This window comes from Granulicella sp. L60 (assembly GCF_009765825.1).
Classification (GTDB): Bacteria; Acidobacteriota; Terriglobia; order Terriglobales; family Acidobacteriaceae; genus Edaphobacter.
The window spans coordinates 373,339-389,357 of sequence record NZ_LMUR01000015.1; the positions used below are offsets into that span (position 1 = coordinate 373,339).

Annotated in this window: 14 protein-coding genes; 8 read left to right on the forward strand and 6 right to left on the reverse strand. The window is 58.7% G+C overall.

Translation table 11 applies throughout. From position 1 onward, the window contains the following. The first annotated feature begins 383 nt into the window (after window positions 1–383). From GSQ82_RS08770 to GSQ82_RS08795, 6 genes are all read left to right on the forward strand, one after another. Window positions 384–1,073: a dienelactone hydrolase family protein gene (locus GSQ82_RS08770; protein ID WP_158791898.1), complete on the forward strand. Its 690-nt coding sequence runs from the start codon at window positions 384–386 to the stop codon at window positions 1,071–1,073. 127 nt (window positions 1,074–1,200) lie between these two features. Further along, window positions 1,201–1,467 carry a 30S ribosomal protein S15 gene (rpsO, locus tag GSQ82_RS08775; protein WP_158791899.1) on the forward strand — a complete coding sequence of 89 codons (267 nt, stop codon included), beginning with the start codon at window positions 1,201–1,203 and terminating at the stop codon, window positions 1,465–1,467. Between the two features lie 299 nt (window positions 1,468–1,766). Beyond that, window positions 1,767–4,193 (forward strand): polyribonucleotide nucleotidyltransferase, encoded by a 2,427-nt coding sequence (gene pnp / locus GSQ82_RS08780; RefSeq protein ID WP_158791900.1) that lies wholly within the window; start codon window positions 1,767–1,769, stop codon window positions 4,191–4,193. A 105-nt stretch (window positions 4,194–4,298) separates the two neighbouring features. After that, a complete protein-coding gene (locus tag GSQ82_RS08785; protein WP_158791901.1) occupies window positions 4,299–5,210 on the forward strand; it encodes a hypothetical protein in 912 nt (303 codons plus the stop codon). Between the two features lie 39 nt (window positions 5,211–5,249). Then, window positions 5,250–5,660 (forward strand): hypothetical protein, encoded by a 411-nt coding sequence (locus tag GSQ82_RS08790; protein ID WP_158792201.1) that lies wholly within the window; start codon window positions 5,250–5,252, stop codon window positions 5,658–5,660. 591 nt (window positions 5,661–6,251) lie between these two features. Further along, window positions 6,252–7,349, forward strand: coding sequence for a hypothetical protein (locus GSQ82_RS08795; RefSeq protein ID WP_158791902.1), 1,098 nt, complete (start codon window positions 6,252–6,254; stop codon window positions 7,347–7,349). A gap of 151 nt (window positions 7,350–7,500) precedes the next feature. Here GSQ82_RS08795 and GSQ82_RS08800 read toward each other — a convergent pair whose 3' ends face one another. From GSQ82_RS08800 to GSQ82_RS08810, 3 genes are all read right to left on the reverse strand, one after another. Then, window positions 7,501–8,286: a dienelactone hydrolase family protein gene (locus GSQ82_RS08800; RefSeq protein WP_158791903.1), complete on the reverse strand. Its 786-nt coding sequence runs from the start codon at window positions 8,284–8,286 to the stop codon at window positions 7,501–7,503. A gap of 124 nt (window positions 8,287–8,410) precedes the next feature. Beyond that, a complete protein-coding gene (locus tag GSQ82_RS08805) occupies window positions 8,411–9,379 on the reverse strand; it encodes a DUF3300 domain-containing protein (protein WP_158791904.1) in 969 nt (322 codons plus the stop codon). A 233-nt stretch (window positions 9,380–9,612) separates the two neighbouring features. After that, a complete protein-coding gene (locus tag GSQ82_RS08810; RefSeq protein ID WP_158791905.1) occupies window positions 9,613–10,248 on the reverse strand; it encodes a DNA-3-methyladenine glycosylase in 636 nt (211 codons plus the stop codon). A gap of 197 nt (window positions 10,249–10,445) precedes the next feature. On the opposite strand from GSQ82_RS08810, the gene GSQ82_RS08815 reads away from it, so the two are divergent. Next, on the forward strand, window positions 10,446–10,985 hold the full coding sequence (locus GSQ82_RS08815; protein WP_158791906.1) for a hypothetical protein: 540 nt from the start codon (window positions 10,446–10,448) through the stop codon (window positions 10,983–10,985). 243 nt (window positions 10,986–11,228) lie between these two features. On the opposite strand, the gene uvrB is transcribed toward GSQ82_RS08815, so the two are convergent. Then, on the reverse strand, window positions 11,229–13,217 hold the full coding sequence (gene uvrB / locus GSQ82_RS08820; RefSeq protein ID WP_158791907.1) for an excinuclease ABC subunit UvrB: 1,989 nt from the start codon (window positions 13,215–13,217) through the stop codon (window positions 11,229–11,231). A gap of 210 nt (window positions 13,218–13,427) precedes the next feature. On the opposite strand from uvrB, the gene GSQ82_RS08825 reads away from it, so the two are divergent. Beyond that, window positions 13,428–14,015, forward strand: coding sequence for a histidine phosphatase family protein (locus GSQ82_RS08825; RefSeq protein ID WP_158791908.1), 588 nt, complete (start codon window positions 13,428–13,430; stop codon window positions 14,013–14,015). A gap of 274 nt (window positions 14,016–14,289) precedes the next feature. Here GSQ82_RS08825 and GSQ82_RS08830 read toward each other — a convergent pair whose 3' ends face one another. Together GSQ82_RS08830 and GSQ82_RS08835 are read right to left on the reverse strand one after the other, a co-directional pair. After that, complete coding sequence (locus GSQ82_RS08830; RefSeq protein ID WP_158791909.1) at window positions 14,290–15,513, reverse strand: FAD-dependent oxidoreductase; 1,224 nt, start codon at window positions 15,511–15,513, stop codon at window positions 14,290–14,292. Between the two features lie 54 nt (window positions 15,514–15,567). Beyond that, window positions 15,568–16,019: HAD family hydrolase (locus tag GSQ82_RS08835; protein WP_158791910.1), on the reverse strand; the 452-nt coding region annotated here is incomplete at its 5' end.

Consider the following 16,019-nt stretch of genomic DNA (forward strand, 5'->3'; position numbering starts at 1 on the left):
AGCTATGAGCCGCCGCAGCGGAGTGCATATACTCGATAGTGGCGGCTCATGATGATGGAAGAACTCAGATTTCTGTGGAACGCGACTCGCGGTAACCGGCTGAGGCCGTGGCGAAGTGCGTATCTTCGATGGCGGCTGGAGACGTACTCGGGTCAGCGCGCGGAGACGGTGCGTGCACGCGATTTCTGGAATCTGTTTTGGAAAGAGAAGAGACAGTTGCTTCGGTTTCTTCGCTGGACACGTGAGATTCGGGGTTATGCTCACTCTGCCATAGAAGACTAAAGCTGGGGCGGCTGATTGGGTGCGCATCTGCGGATGTCTTGATTTTGTCATCGGGCGGTTGCGCCATTCAAAAAATGAGATGGATTCGCTATGATCTCTTCATGAGCGATTGGATCAAGCTGAAGGCAGAAGACGGACACGAACTGAGTGCATATGTTGCGCGCCCTACGGGAGAAGCAATCGGAGCACTGGTTCTGGTGCAGGAGATTTTTGGGGTTAACGCCCACATCCGGAGTGTTGCGGATGGTTACGCGAAGGATGGCTTTCTGGTCGTTGCGCCAGCGATCTTCGACCGGTTCGAACGTGGCGTCGAGCTGAAGTATGGAGGCGAGGATCAGGCGCGCGCCTACGATTTTTATCACAGACTGAAGCCGGAGACGACCCTGCTGGATGTGGCTGCGGCGTATGGCGCGGCGAAGGAAGCGGGTAAGGGAATCGGCGTCGTCGGCTTTTGCTATGGCGGTTTGACGAGCTGGCTGGTTGCGACCCGTGGAGAGACGTTGAAGATGCAGCCGTCGTGCTGCGTGGGTTACTACGCTGGCGGTATTGGATCGGTGGCAACGGAAGAGCCGAGCTGTCCGGTGATGCTGCACTTTGGGGCGAACGATACCCATATTGGGTCGGATCAGGTCGAGGCGGTTCGGTCGGCGCATCCTGAGGTCGAGATCTTCGTCTATGAAGGCGCGGGTCATGCATTCAACCGCGACGTAGATCCAACGAGTTACGCTCCTGAGGTCGCAAAGCTCGCTCGCGAGAGAACGTTGAAGTTCCTGAAGACGCACATCGCCTAAGTATTGGATCTAAGTATCTGGAGGAACTGGCATTTCGGTCGAACCGTTATTGCCGTGTTCCTCCAGCGGTGCTATCCTTATGTAGACACTACGAGAGTGGACTAGAAGATTAGGAGTAGAAACAGCTGTGTTGGCATCCGCTAAAAAGACTGACATTATTGCAAAGTTCCGTACGCACGACTCAGATACCGGGAGTCCAGAGGTTCAGATCGCTATCCTGAGCGAGCGCATTGGCGAACTAACGGAACACTTCAAGGCACACAAGAAGGATCACGGTTCGCGCCGCGGACTTTTGATGCTCGTGAGCAAGCGTCGCCGCCTGCTCGATTACCTGAAGAAGTGCGACGCAGACCGTTATCGCGAGGTCATCGGCAAACTCGGAATTCGCAAGTAACCGCATCGCATCTCCGGAGACATCGTTCAAACTATGGGAGCATATACGTCCCGTCTTCAGTCGGCTGCAAACTTCGTGCAGGGTCGAGTAAGACCTTGTCAGTGGGGTTGCTGACGATGGCAGATGAGGGCGTTACTCCCATGATTTTTGACTTCGATAGATGCGAGTCGATCGAAGACATATTACAGCGCAGCTTGCTGACGGACCAGTAACCGTCAAGGCGAGTTGCGCTTTTTCGCGCCCGGCTACGGATGACGCGATCAAGTTTAATTGAGTGAAAAAGAGAGAAGAGAGGCAACATGAAACAGGACGTAATAGTTGAGCTTGCCGGCGGCAAGCAGATCAAGTTTGAAACGGGGCGCATGGCCAAGCAGGCCTCAGGCGCGGCGCTTACCTCGAGTGGCGATAATGTAGTTCTTGCGACGGCTGTGGCTTCACCGGACCCGAAGGAAGGCATTGATTTCTTCCCACTCACTGTCGAATATCGTGAGTTTACCTATGCGGGTGGACGTATTCCCGGCGGCTTTATCAAGCGTGAGGGCCGTCCCAGCGAGAAGGAGATTCTGACGAGCCGTCAGATCGACCGTCCTATCCGTCCGCTGTTTCCTGAAGCGTTCCGGAATGAGACCCAGGTCGTCGCTTTCGTCTACTCTGCTGATAAGGAGAACGATCCTGATGTGCTTGGCATCAATGGCGCAAGCTGCGCCTTGGCTTTGAGCGACATTCCTTTCCATGGTCCGGTGGGCGCGGTTCGAATCGGACTGGTGGAAGATCAGTTCATCGTCAACCCGACGTACGCAGAGCGGGCGAAGAGCCAGTTGAACATCATGGTCGTCGGCACAAAAGATGGCATTGTGATGATTGAGTCCGGCGCGAAGCAGATCGCTGAAGGCCGTGTCGTCGACGCGATTGAGTTTGCGCATGAGCAGATCAAGAAGATCTGTGCTGCGATTGAAGATCTGGTCAGCCGCGCGGGTAAGACGAAGCGTTCGGTGAATGCGATCGAGATCGATCATGCGTATCTGAACGAGTTGACCTCTAAGGTCGGTCCTCAGTTGAAGGATGCGCTCGATACGGAGAAGCATCCGAAGTTCGAGAGCTACGCGTTGGTTAAGGCGATCAAGGATGAACTCAAGAAGGGTCTTCCTGAGGGCGACTCGACTGCGGCAAAGAAGCTTGGTCAGTACTATGAGCTGTTGCGCGAGAAGATCTTCCGCGATCAGGTGTTGAATGACCGGATTCGTCCAGATCATCGTGCCTTCGATAAGATTCGCGACCTCACCATTGAGGTCGGCGTTCTTCCCCGTGTGCATGGTTCTGCGCTGTTTACACGCGGCGAGACTCAGGCGCTGGTGAGCGCGACGTTGGGTACCACGGATGATGCTCAGCGGCTTGAGAGCTATGAGGGCGAGCAGAAGCGGCGCTTCATGCTGCACTACAACTTCCCGCCGTTCTCGGTTGGCGAAGTGGGGCGCATGACGGGCGTTGGCCGGCGCGAGATCGGTCACGGTGCGTTGGCGTATCGTGCGATTGAGGCGGTTCTGCCGGCTGAGGATGAGTCTCCGTACACGCTGCGCGTGGTCTCGGATATTCTCGAGTCGAACGGTTCGTCCTCGATGGCGACGGTTTGCGGCGCTTCGCTTGCACTGATGCAGGCTGGTATTCCCCTGAAGGGGTCGGTTGCCGGTGTTGCGATGGGTCTGGTGAAGGATGGCGATAAGTACGCGATCCTGACAGATATCGCTGGCGCGGAAGATCACTACGGCGATATGGACTTCAAGGTCGCCGGTACGCGTGAGGGAATCACTGCGCTCCAGATGGATATCAAGATCATGGGGATTACGCCGCAGATCATGCGGGAGGCTCTAGAGCAGGCTCGTCAGGGTAGGCTCTTCCTCCTGGATACGATGGATGGCGTGATCTCTGGCGCGAACCAGGAGAAGTCGCAGTTCGCTCCACGCATTCACACGATACAGATTCCTACCGACAAGATCCGCGACCTGATCGGACCTGGCGGAAAGGTAATTCGCGGCATCATCGATGCAACGGGCGTGAAGATCGATGTCGATGACACCGGACGCGTGAATGTGGCTTCAAGCGATGCGGATGGTCTGGCGCGTGCGATCCAGATGATCAGCGATCTTACGGCTGTTCCAGAGATCGGAAAGACCTATCTTGGTAAGGTGGTTCGTCTTGCAGAGTTCGGGGCTTTCGTCGAGATCTTCCCGGGAACGGACGGACTGCTGCACGTCTCCGAGATTGCAGAGCATCGCGTGAAGGAAGTGAAGGACGAACTTCGCGAAGGCGATCAGATCCTGGTCAAGGTGCTTGCCATTGAAGGCAATCGCATCAAGCTTTCGAGGAAGGCGGTTCTTCGTGAACAGCGCGCCAAGCTTGGGTTGCCTGAGCCTGGACAGATTGGAAGCGAGGGCGTGAGAGCTGAGGGTGGTTCTTCAGAATCAAATGCTCGCGAGCAGTCTGCCGGGGAGCCCGCCGATCTGGATGAGGATGGTGATGACTTCGAGGACGATGGTGACGAGTCGAGCGAAGAGCCCAACTTCAACCGTGCGGATGGATCGGTTCCGGCTGGCGCTGGTCAGCCTGGAGCTGGTCCTGGTGGTCAGCGGCGTCCTGGTGGTGGCGGAAGGCGTCGTCGTGGAGGGCGTCGGCCGGGCGCGGGCGCGGGCGGTGGTTCTGCACCTCAGAATGGTGGCGGCAATCGCTAGGATTGCAGCTTCGGTGAGTCGAGAGGCCGCGCTTTTGCGCGGCTTCTCTGTTTGCTGCTCTAGTGTCCTTTGTGCGGGTGGGTTGTTGCGATGCGGTGGCTGGTGATGAGTCCGATGGGTTGGGTTGGGTTTGGTGTGTTGTGCGTTTTGTCGGCGAGCTCTTGGGCGATTCCTGATGAGGGTGGGCTGGGTCTGCTGGAGCGGCAGGGGTTGGTGTATGGGGTGGTGGGGGTGGTGGCGATGCTGCTGGGTTGGCGGCGGGGTTCGGCTTGGGGTTCTTCTCGGGACTCGTCTGGGGATTCGTCCTGGGGTTGGCGTCGGTTATTGAGGGTGGGTGCTGCGATGGTGGGGGTGTTTGGGGTGCCGATCGCGGTGGTGGTGTGGACGCGGGATTGGGTGGCGGAGACGAACCGTTCGGCGCTGTTTGCCATGGTTCCGGTGGTGGTTGTGCTTGCGGTTGCTGCGGGAGCGGATGCGCGGGGGGCGAGGAGATTTCTGGTTCCGGCGCTGGCGGGGCTTGGCGGCTTGTTGCTTCTGCTTCCGCTGAGCAGCGTGGGAACGGTGCAGGGTTGGAGCATGCTGGCGTTGGTGATGGCTGCGGTGATTGTGGCTGGAGTGTCGAGCGTCGCGCTGTATCGGCTGCTTCGTGGGGTGAGATTGGTGGAGGCGCTTGCGGTCGCTGGGGTGGCGAATTGTGGTTTTCTGCTGGTGTGTAGTGTAGTGCGGGGGGAGTTTGCCTGGCGTGGCGGGGCGCTGACGTCTGCGGTGGGGTTTGCTTCTCTGGCGGACGGGTTTGAGATTGGGTTGATCGTCTGGCTGCTGCGGGGGATGCCTCCGGTGCGGTTTGCGTCGCGCTATCTCCTGATTCCGCTGGTGACGGTGTTGGAGAGCTTTGTGGTGGTGCGGCCGGAGCCGACGGCGCGGCTGGGGTTTGGGACGGCGCTGCTGGCGGTGGGTGCAGGGATGATGTTGTGGTTGAAGGATGTGGAAGAAGAGGCGATGTTGTCCTTGCGGTGATACTTTCCTGTGGGCGATGGTCGGGTTACACTGCGGTTCATGGCTGCTTCGATGTACATCGTGGTTGAGGGCGAGGATCCCGGATTCGATATCTTTGTGAATGGGCGGTCGCTGGCTCGGCATGAGGATGCACTGGAGCGGCTGGCGCTGCGGCTGGGAGTTCGGCCGCTGATTGAGTTCTTCTCGGCGGATGAGAATTCGATGTCGCTGTTGATCGAAGAGGGTGCCGGGGACCAGGAGTTGATTCGGCGGTTGCCGCCTCCGCAGTGGTACTCGCCCGCAGATGGGCTGGTGACGGTGCGGGGGTTACTGGAGGCGCTGGAGAGCGATCCGCAGCAGCTGGGGAGCGAAGGGGAGCAGGTGCTCTCGGAGTTGCTGGAGTATATGCAGGTGTTGAAGAAGACCAAAGAGCGGGAGCTGCGGTGGCACCTGGCGGTTAGCTGGCGTTAGTCTTGCGTCTGTTCCAACCGCGTATAGGGTACCCCCTCCCCTGGGGGTGGGTGTAGCTTAATGGTTTATTTTGTTATAGTTACGATTTTTGCTGTCTGCAAAATATTCATTATAAAAGAGTTGCGGGCAAATATTTATTTCTAAAGGGTTTATGGGTCAGACAGAGAAGCCCCGGCTTTTGCCGGGGCTTTTCTTATCTCTATATCCAGTATAGCGGTTGGAGGGTAACTACTACGCCACGCGAATGTGCAGGACTGGCGCGGGTTTTCGTGGCTTTGGGGCTTGACATGTTTGGTTACTGGATTAGAGCCGCCGAAGATCTCGGCGCAGCTGATCATTACGTTCACGGTTATGGACAGCCTGGATTAGCTTATGACAAGAGCGTTTATCAGGACTAGCCCACGTCATCTTATCTAGATTCGTCGGCGGGTCGACTAGTGGGTCAGATGGTCGTCGACCGCTACCCCAATACTGACCCATCAAGAGCACGGACCTTCCCATAGGACTGAGAACCGGAAAGGCTCAGAACCCAAAATACATGGGAACAATAGATCAGAGACAATAAATGAGGAACCAGATCGGACTAAGTTTATGAAATACGACATTCCAGAAAGTCTGAAGCGGCGGCTGGGGATAAAAGAAGAACCCCATTGCCTCTACTGCTCTGCCGCACCAGATACAACGGAGCACGTTCTTCCGGCGGCTTTCGGATATTTCAAAAATGCTCCTATGCTCCAGGATCGTCTTTGTCCCGACTGCAACAACAAGAGACTTGGCCTGCTAGACCAGCAGCTCGCCCGATGTGGCATGGAGGGCTTTTTCCGCAGATATTACGGCATTTTGGGTCGTAAAGATCACGATCCTGTAAATCCGTTCGTGAGGGGAAGCGCAGGCGGCAAACGCATCGAAGCAACGACTTTCGATAAGGAACACGGCAGAGAAGTAGCTATCGAAATCGGCAGTGATGGCCAAGGATCACAATTGTGTGCCCTTACGCTAATCGAAGAAGAATCAGGCAAGCATCACCATATTCCGCTTCATCCGGTCATGACCGCGGACCAGCTTCGATATGCATTCAATCAATGCAAAGCCATCCAACCGATTAAGATGGCTCTAGCCTTTCACCCGCAGGAACTAGAGTGGATCAAGCCGCTGGTTCATGAGGTCTGGCCAACGGTAACTTTCCCTTCAGAAGGAACTCCGTTCGGCAACGTCATTGAACGTCCGCTACTCAAGTTCCAGGTCACGGATCGATATCATCGAGCGTTTGCAAAGATTGGGTTCCACTACTTTCTCAGCCAGTTTCCCCGGTTTAACGGGACCGAACCAATGTTTGACGATATTCGTCAATTCATTTTGGAAGACTCTGATGACACACAAAATCGAGCAAGCGATTTCATAGTGCAACGAGAGATGCCTCTCCTCACTCCTGCTGCGATGGGTTTAAGACCCCCAGATGGATGGAGAGCGCATGTTCTAGCTGCAGAGATTCGCCCAGATTGTTGCATCGCTCATGTGCAGATGTTCCTTACCTGTGATTGGGATTCACCGATCCGCACGATCATTCTCGCAAGGCCGCAGTCTTTCGGAAGTCATCAAGCTGCTGGCCATCTTTTTCTGTACCATCGCGATGATACGGAGGACGGATTTTCTGGTGAGGCGACGTCTTTATCCGTTATGACCGTCTAAGCGACCCAAACGCGCCACGGTCGCACGTAATGTTGGACAGCTGAACAGGCATGAAATTACTAACGATAAGTCGGCTTCTCAGCAGCAATGTGCCACTATTCCTAAAAGTCATTCAATCAGGTGACGGAGGCTTGGCTGTTCTTCGGGATTTCTAGTGGCGGGTTTCGGTGGAGGCGGTGGGTTGGGTGGTCTGGTCGCCGGTGCTGAGTTTGCGGTGGAAGAGGTCGAAGACTAGGCCGTAGAGGGTGTAGGCGAGCTCGGGGTCGTAGCGGAGGCCTTCGTCGCGCATGAAGGCGTGGGCTCCGTTGACCTCGTGCCAGCTTAGTTTTTTGTCGAGTTCGTTGAGGCGGGCGTAGACGGCCATGCGGCCTTCGCGGGGGATGTGGGGGTCCTGGCGGCCCCAGATCATGAGGAGTTCGCCGTTGATGTCTTTCGCGCGGGCGAGGGAGTCGTCGCCTTCTTTGGCGAGGGAGCCTTTGTGGATGTCGGTGGCGTAGAAGCAGGCGGTGGCGAGGACGTCGGGGTTCATGGCGGCGCGGAAGGCGAGGTGTCCGCCGATGCAGATGCCCATGGCTCCGAGGAGGCCGTTGCAGTCGGGGCGGGCGGCAAGGTGGTCGAGGGCGGCGCGGGCGTCGGCGTCGTAGCTGGAGAGTTCCTTGGTGGTCTTGAGGACGTTGCCGCGGTCGGAACCGGTTTGGTCGTAGGCGAAGACGGCGCCGGCGGGTTCGAACTCGTGGTAGATCTCGGGCATGGCGACGATGTAGCCGTGGCCGGCGAGCATGGCGGCGGTGCGGCGGATGGGGGCGGTGATCTGGAAGATCTCGGAGTAGAAGACGATGCCGGGATAGCGGCCGGGTGCGGCGGGGCGGACGATGTGGGTCCGCATGGGGCCTTTGGGGGTGTCGAGCGTGACGTACTCGTCGTTGACGATGATCATGGTTGCCCTCGCGAAGCTGGTATCTGAACTTTGAGTTTAGCGGTTGGCGGGGCTTAAGTGAAAAGCCGCACCTGCGAGGGATGGTCGCGGGTGCGGCTGGTTGGGTTTGGTTTCTTTGTGGCTATTAGCGGTGGTGGTCGTTGCCGTGCTCTTCGTAGTGGGCGTGGCTCTCTACGCGAGGGCCAGCGGGTCGGACGTAGGGATGGGCGTAGGGATGAACGTAGACGCCGCGATTGTAGTAGGTGCGGCCCCAGACGCGGTGATCGATGAGGATGGTGTGGCCTCCCCAGCCGAAGCCTGCACCGTACCAGCCGAAGACGCCGAAGGACGGGCCGATGGCGACGACGGGGCCGAAGCGGATGGCTCCGCCGATGACGAAGCCGGGGCGGGGCGCGTAGAAGACGACGGCGGGGTTGTAGACAGGGACGTAGTAGTAGGCGGGGTTGACGGGCTGGATCTCGAGGTAGCCGCCGTCGTCGACGACGTTATCGTAGGCGTTGGGGGCGAGGTAGCCGTAGTTGTGGGCGGAGTGGCGCTGGCGCTGGACGGCGTCCATGACGTCGTTACGCTGGCTGAGGACGGCGGTGCCGAGAGTGCCGGTGAACTGGGGGTCGCGGGCCATCATGTCGAGGACGGAGGGAAAGGGAAGGAGAGCGAGGACGCTGGGGTCCCAGGGGAGGTTGTCGGATTGGATGGCCTGGGCGAGGGCGTCGCCGGTGAGGGATGCGTGCTGCTGGGCCCAGGTGGCGGCGTCGGGGATCTGGTCCCAGAAGGTGGAGGCGGTGAGGACCTGAGCGAGGAGCGGATCGGGATAGAGGGCGATGCGCTGGACGAGCTGGTCGAGCTGCTGGGGCGCCATGACAGGCGGTGGGGGCTGCTGCTGGGCTCCGTTTGGCGGGGGCGCCTGCTGATATTGGGGCTGGTTTGATTGCGGGTAGGCGGGCTGGCCGGGCTGCTGTTGGTCGCCGGGCTGGGCCTGTTGCTGATCGAGTGGAGGCGGTGGTGGCTGATGGACGATGGGAGCCTGGGCGAATGCGGATGCTGCGAGGCCGGTGAGAACGATGCTGCAGATAGCGTTGGTAATCCTGGTCATTCTTCTTCCTTTTTTGTCGGGAGATGGTCTGTCTTGCGAATCCCGTGTGCGTTTGTATAGACGTTGGTTTGATGAGGAAGTTGTGGTGGTGGATGGCTTGGGTGGTTGCGTGGGTGACTTTTGCAATAGAGAAAGATGAACAGGCAACGGCAATCGATTGGTCGCTTCGCTCCGGCCTTCGGCAGAGTGGAAGCATCTGTTACGCGGTTTTTATGGCATCGGTTCGATTGCGCTCAGGGGTGAGATTTGGAGCGTCCGACTTTGGCGACTTCGCTGATGAGGAAGCGGAGGGGGAGATCGGCGGCTTTTGAGAGGCCGATGCGTGGGGTGGTTTGGATGTCGGTGGGAGTGTGGCCGTCGTCGGCGATCTGGATGGGGGAGTCGTGTGAGGTTAGGTCGAGATCGTTGGAGTTTTTGCGGGTGATGTCGAGGGCCTGGCAGAGGCGGCCGGGGCCTCCGGTGAGAAGTTTGAGTTTGGCAGTTGGTGAGGCGCGGCGGAGGAGGGCCATGGTCTCGATGCCGTCGATGGGGGCGATGGCGCGGATGAGGACTCCGCCAGCTGCGCCGGGGAGATGGGCGGATGCGTTGAGGCAGTAGTACATGCCGTAGATGAAGTAGACGTGGGTGCGGCCGGGTGGGCCGAAGAGGGGGAAGTTATTGGGGGTGAGGCCGCGGTAGGCGTGCGAGGCAGGATCGGTGAGTCCGAGGTAGGCCTCGACCTCGGTGATGCGGCCGGTGAGTCGCTCGCCGTGGAGATCGCGGATGAGTAGCTTGCCGAGGAGGGCTCGGGCGACGATCTCGGGGGAGCGAGAGTAGAAGGTGCTTGGGAGGAGTTTGGGGGTTTGGGGGTTTTGTGGGGGCGGGCTCATATTGTTTGCGATTACATCTTACCTCCTCACCGGTCCGCAAAAGCGCGAACGGATGGGCAACCATACATTTTGGAATGGGGGGATTTGTACGGGTGAGCCCCGCTCAACCCACATCTCAGAAGGGAGATGAAGACCGCGATCACACCACTGATGCTGGACAGGTAGGCATATAATTCTCGCTACTTATAGGAGGAAATTTGACCTACCACCAGATTATTGACCGACGACGTGCACTAAGGATCGGTAACTATGCAACCTTAGCTGATGTCAATTTCAATGGTCCGTGGGTAACGCCGTACCAGATTTCTTCACGCTCACTAACGGACCCAGTCTTGATCGCATACAACTGGTTTGATGTTCCGTCAGTCAATGCGAACCGGGAAATTCTAAAAAGATTTGGATATATGCCTGACATCTTATTCAACAAGGTAATAGATGGTGCCTTACAGATTGCCAGTATGAACCGCTCGGATATTTATGTAACGCAGGCATTCCATCTATTGCCTACAAAGAGATCAGGGAAAATTTCCGCTAGCGATGTTGATATCAGTTTTGATGCGGTGACTCGACACGAATTGGCAGATCGCCGCGTTATCTCGCTTGGCGGTGATGCATACCGAGCATGTTGCAGACACGGTATAAAACATATCGCTGTCGCCCATCCAAGCGCACGCGGGAGAACGATTCGTGCTAAAGCTGAATGCTTGGCCCAAGCGATAGTAAATGCTACTCGTTAAAAATGCCTTTTGACATTTAGCTGAATAGGAACTCTTTGGTGCGGAGTTCTTTTACTGTGTCGCATAGTTCGACAGCGGCGACACTAGCTACTGTCACCTGGTTGAAAAGGTTTGCTCGGTATGGGTGATGTATGGCGGCTTCGGGGTCCTTCGACTGCGCAGATCACGATGAGGCTGTGATCTGCTTCGCTCAGGATGACGAGATTTTTGTTAGGAACAACAATAGAGGTAACAGCAATAACGTTAGCTGAAGAGGAATTCTTTGGTGCGGAGTTCTTTGACGGTGTCGCGGAGTTTGGCAGCTTTTTCGAATTCGAATTTTTTGGCGGCTTCGCGCATGTCGGATTCGAGTTTGCCGATGTAGGTGTCGAGCTCTTGTTGGGTGGCGAAGTCGGGCATGCCTTCGGCTTCGTCGGTGAGGTCGGCGTAGTCGGCTTTGAGGATGCCGGCGAGGCCCATCTCGAGAGGGCGGATGATCGACATGGGGGTGATGCCGTTCTCTTCGTTGTAGGCGACTTGTTTTTCGCGGCGGCGGTCGGTCTCGTTGATGGCGCGCTGCATGGAGTCGGTCATCTTATCCGCATAAAGGATCGCGCGGCCTTCGACGTGGCGGGCGGCGCGGCCGATGGTCTGGATGAGAGAGCCCTGAGAGCGGAGGAAGCCTTCTTTGTCGGCGTCTAATATTGCTACCAACGAGACTTCGGGGAGGTCGAGGCCTTCGCGTAAGAGGTTGATGCCGATGAGGACGTCATACTCGCCTTTGCGGAGGTCGCGGAGGAGCTTGATGCGTTCGAGGGTTTCGATCTCGGAGTGCATGTAGCGGCAGCGGACGCCGACTTCGGTGTAGTAGCTAGCGAGGTCTTCGGACATGCGCTTGGTGAGGGTGGTGACGAGGACGCGCTGGTTTTTGGCGGTGCGGTCGCGGATTTCGGCGAGGAGGTCGTCGATCTGGCCTTTGACGGGGCGGATCTCGACTTGCGGGTCGATGAGGCCGGTGGGGCGGATGATCTGTTCGACGACGACGCCGGCGGACTTGGTGAGTTCGTAGGCGCCGGGGGTGGCGGAGACGTAGACGATCTGGCCGGTGCGGCCTTCGAACTCCTCGAACTTGAGGGGGCGGTTGTCCATGGCGGAGGGTAGACGGAAGCCGTAGTCTACGAGGTTTTGTTTGCGGCTGCGGTCGCCGTGCCACATGCCGTGGAGCTGGGGGACGGTGACGTGAGACTCGTCGATGAAGAGGAGGTAGTCCTGGGGGAAGTAGTCGAGGAGCGTGGGCGGGGGCTCGCCGGGGAGACGGCCGGAGAAGTGGCGGGAGTAGTTTTCGATGCCGTGGCAGTAGCCGACGGACTTGATCATCTCGAGGTCGAAGCGGGTGCGCTGGTGGATGCGCTGGGACTCGACGAGGCGGCCCTGGGTCTCGAGTTCTTTCTCCCACCACTCCATCTCTTCGAGGATGGTGGCGACGGCGGTGGCTTTGCGCTCGGGCTGGACGACGTAGTGGGACTTGGGATAGATGGGGAGGCGGGAGTACTTCTGTTTGACGGTGCCGAAGAGGGGATCGATCTGGGAGAGTGAATCGATCTCGTCGCCGAAGAGCTCTATACGGTAGGCGTTTTCGTCGTAGGTGGGGTAGACCTCGATGATGTCGCCGCGGACGCGGAAGGTGCCGCGGCGGAAGTCGACGTCGTTGCGCTCGTAGAGGATCTCGACGAGGCGGCGGGTGATGTCTTCGCGGCGGATCTTCTGGCCTTTTTCGAGGAGCATCAACATGCCGTAGTAGGCTTCGGGCGAGCCGAGGCCGTAGATGCAGGAGACGGAGGAGACGATGATGGCGTCGCGGCGTTCGAAGAGGCTGCGGGTGGCGGCGAGGCGAAGTTTATCCAACTCTTCATTAATGGTTGACTCCTTCTCAATGAAGAGATCGCCGGCGGGGATGTAGGCTTCGGGTTGGTAGTAGTCGTAGTAGGAGACGAAGTACTCGACGGCGTTGTTTGGGAAGAAGGTTTTGAACTCGTGATAGAGCTGGGCGGCGAGGGTTTTGTTGTGCGCGAGGATGAGGGCGGGGCGCTGGAGCTCTTCGATGACCTTGGCCATGGTGAAGGTTTTGCCGGAGCCGGTGACGCCGAGGAGGACTTGATCTTTTTCACCGGCGTTGATGCCGGAGACGAGCTCGGAGATGGCGCGGGGCTGGTCGCCCTGGGGCTTGTAGGTGGTCGAGAGCTGAAAGTCCATCCTTATAGGATAGTTTATTGGGAGGGTTGGTTGCGATTTTGGGGAATGCGGAAGCAGATCCCTGCGGGATGATAGGCAAAGGCAACAACAACGGCGAAATGCGGGGGTTCTTCGCTTCGCTCGAATGACAACTTTTACGGCGGCCTTTTTGCGGCGGCCATTTTTACCGCAGCAGCGTTTTACTACGGCAGTATGGTTCAGGAGGGTGTGATGGGTGTGGGAACTGAGTTGTGGTTGGTGCGACATGGGGAGACGGAGTGGAGTCTGAGCGGGGCGCATACGAGCCGGACGGATATTCCGCTGACCGATGAGGGGCGGCGACGGGCGGAGAGGCTCCGGGATTATTTGAAGGGCACGAAGTTTGACGCGGTGCTTGAGAGTCCGATGCAGAGGGCGCGGGAGACTTGTGCTATTGCTGGGTTTGGCGATGTGGCGAAGATTGACGATGGGTTGAAGGAGTGGGACTACGGGGTGTACGAGGGGAAGACGACGAAGGAGATTCAGGCGGAGATACCGGGGTGGTCGGTGTGGAAGGATGAGATTGTGGGTGGGGAGACGGTGGAGCATGTGGGAGAGCGCGCGGATGGGGTAATTGCGCGGGCGCTGGCGGCGGCTCCGGATGGGGGGAAGGTTGCGCTGTTTGCACATGCGCATATTTTGAGGATTTTAGCGGCACGGTGGATTGAGCAGGACGCCAAGGGTGGGAGTCTGCTGGCGCTGGGTACGGGCAGTGTGAGCGTGATGGGATGGGAGCGGGAGACTCGGGTGATTCAGCGGTGGAATCGGGAGTTTGAGTAGAGGTCTGAGATAGAGGCTAGGTGGTATCGAGCTTCAGGACGATGCGGAACTGGTCTGGATGTGGTGCGAGATGAGGGGAGAGTATTGGCACGTTGAGCGTGTGGCAGGTCCTTCGACTGCGCCTCTCGCGATGAAGCTGCGAGAGGCTCCGCTCAGGATGACAGATTCTGTATCAATCCATCACGGACGCTGTATCAATCCATCACAGACGCTCAGGATGACAGTTCTGATTTCAATCCATCGCTTACGCGCTCAGGCTACAGGTGGATATAGCCTAGAAGTTTTTGATGTGTTCGGGCTGCAGGCCCATGCCGATGAAGCGTCCAGCGAGGTATTTGAAGCCCGGGATGTGGGTGAGGATTCGCAGGGGGAGCGGCGCCTGGATGGGGTCGGTGCGGCTGAGGACGTGGCGAAGGATTCGGTGGGCGAAGACCTGCGCGCGCTGGGTGTTGTGGACGGCGGACTCGCGATATTGCTGGACCTGCCGGAGGTGATGCTCGGTGAGGGCGTTTGAGAGAAGCGCTTCGGTGAGGAGGTTGGCGGTGGCGACGGCGTCCTGCAGGGCGATGTTGATGCCGATGCCGCCGACGGGTGACATGGCGTGGGCGGCGTCGCCGATGCAGAGCAGGCCGGGTTCGGACCATTGGGTGAGGTGGTTGACCTGGATGGTGAGGAGCTTGACCTTGTCCCAGGAGTCGATCTCAGCGGTGCGGTTGGCGAGGAAGGGGACGATGCGCTCGATGCCTTGTTGAAAGGCGGGGAGTCCGGCTTGCTGGATCTGGGGGAAGGTGTCTTTGGGGATGAGGTAGCCGACCTGGAAGTAGTCGTTGCGGTTGATGAGGATGATGAAGCGGCCGTAGTTGACGTAACCGAGGGCGTTCTCGGGGTCGCCGGGCTGGCGGGCGATGCGGAGCCAGAGGATGTCGATGGGGACGCCGAAGTCGAAGAGGGGGAGATGAGCGGCCTGGCGGGAGATGGCGTGGCGGCCGTCGCAGCCAACGGTGAGGGTAGCGGGGATCTCGACGGGGCCGTCGGGGGTGTTGGCGACGACGCCGGTGGTGACGCCATTTTGCTGGAGCAGGCCGGTGGCCTCCCAACCCATGCGGATGGTGAAGTTGGGGAAGCGGGAGGCTTCGGTGGAGAGGAAGTTGAGAAAGTCCCACTGCGGCATGAGGGCGACGAACTTTGCATGGGTGGGGAGGTGGGAGAAGTCCGACATGACCATGCGCTGGCCGCCGACGATGGCGGAGAGGCCGGTGACCTGAGAGTGAGGGAGCGCGAGGAGCTTTTCGAGGAGGCCGAGCTCGTAGAGGAGTTCGAGGGTGGAGGGGTGGATGGTGTCGCCGCGGAAGTCGCGGAAGAAGTCTTTGTGCTTTTCGAGGACGGTGACGGGAACACCGGATCGGGCGAGGAGGAAGCCGAGCATGATGCCGGCTGGGCCTCCGCCGATGATGCAGCAGGTGGCTGGCGGGGTGCGGTGGGTGGTCGTCACATCCATGGTGGGATGAGGGTAGCAAGGGCGGTACGGGTGGTCAAAGGGTTTTCGGATCTTTCATGACTTCTCGGGAGAGATGCCGAGGATGGTGAGCCAGTCAGCGGGGGTGTGGGCGAGGTGGTCGGGTGGGGCGGCTTCGAGGGAGTGGGGTTTGAGACCGAAGGTGCAGCCGATGCTGCTGGCGCCGCAGTTGCGGGCGGTGAGGACGTCGATGTCGGTGTCGCCGACCATGATGGTGTCAGAGGGTGCGATGGTCTGGGCGAAGAGGGCGCTGGCTTCGGTGATGAGGGTGAGGAGGCCGTGGGGATCGGGCTTCTTGGTGTGGAAGCTGTTGCCTCCGTAGTTGCGGAAGAAGAAGCGGGAGAGGCCGAAGTGGTCGCAGATGTCGCGGGAGGGGTGGACGGGCTTGTTGGTGAGGACGGCCATGAGCGTGGCGGGGCGGGCGGCGTGGATGGACTGGATGGTTTCGAAGACGCCGGGGTAGAGGTAGGTGTGGTCGAGTTTGTGGA

What these genes read in the sequence shown, in the direction of transcription:
- GSQ82_RS08785 (WP_158791901.1), top strand. Translation starts at nt 4,299, where the DNA reads ATGAGTCCGATGGGTTGGGTTGGGTTTGGTGTGTTGTGCGTTTTGTCG.
- GSQ82_RS08825 (WP_158791908.1), top strand. Translation starts at nt 13,428, where the DNA reads ATGGGTGTGGGAACTGAGTTGTGGTTGGTGCGACATGGGGAGACGGAG.
- GSQ82_RS08805 (WP_158791904.1), bottom strand. Translation starts at nt 9,379, where the DNA reads ATGACCAGGATTACCAACGCTATCTGCAGCATCGTTCTCACCGGCCTC.
- GSQ82_RS08795 (WP_158791902.1), top strand. Translation starts at nt 6,252, where the DNA reads ATGAAATACGACATTCCAGAAAGTCTGAAGCGGCGGCTGGGGATAAAA.
- GSQ82_RS08770 (WP_158791898.1), top strand. Translation starts at nt 384, where the DNA reads ATGAGCGATTGGATCAAGCTGAAGGCAGAAGACGGACACGAACTGAGT.
- pnp (WP_158791900.1), top strand. Translation starts at nt 1,767, where the DNA reads ATGAAACAGGACGTAATAGTTGAGCTTGCCGGCGGCAAGCAGATCAAG.
- uvrB (WP_158791907.1), bottom strand. Translation starts at nt 13,217, where the DNA reads ATGGACTTTCAGCTCTCGACCACCTACAAGCCCCAGGGCGACCAGCCC.
- GSQ82_RS08810 (WP_158791905.1), bottom strand. Translation starts at nt 10,248, where the DNA reads ATGAGCCCGCCCCCACAAAACCCCCAAACCCCCAAACTCCTCCCAAGC.
- GSQ82_RS08830 (WP_158791909.1), bottom strand. Translation starts at nt 15,513, where the DNA reads ATGGATGTGACGACCACCCACCGCACCCCGCCAGCCACCTGCTGCATC.
- GSQ82_RS08790 (WP_158792201.1), top strand. Translation starts at nt 5,250, where the DNA reads ATGGCTGCTTCGATGTACATCGTGGTTGAGGGCGAGGATCCCGGATTC.
- GSQ82_RS08800 (WP_158791903.1), bottom strand. Translation starts at nt 8,286, where the DNA reads ATGATCATCGTCAACGACGAGTACGTCACGCTCGACACCCCCAAAGGC.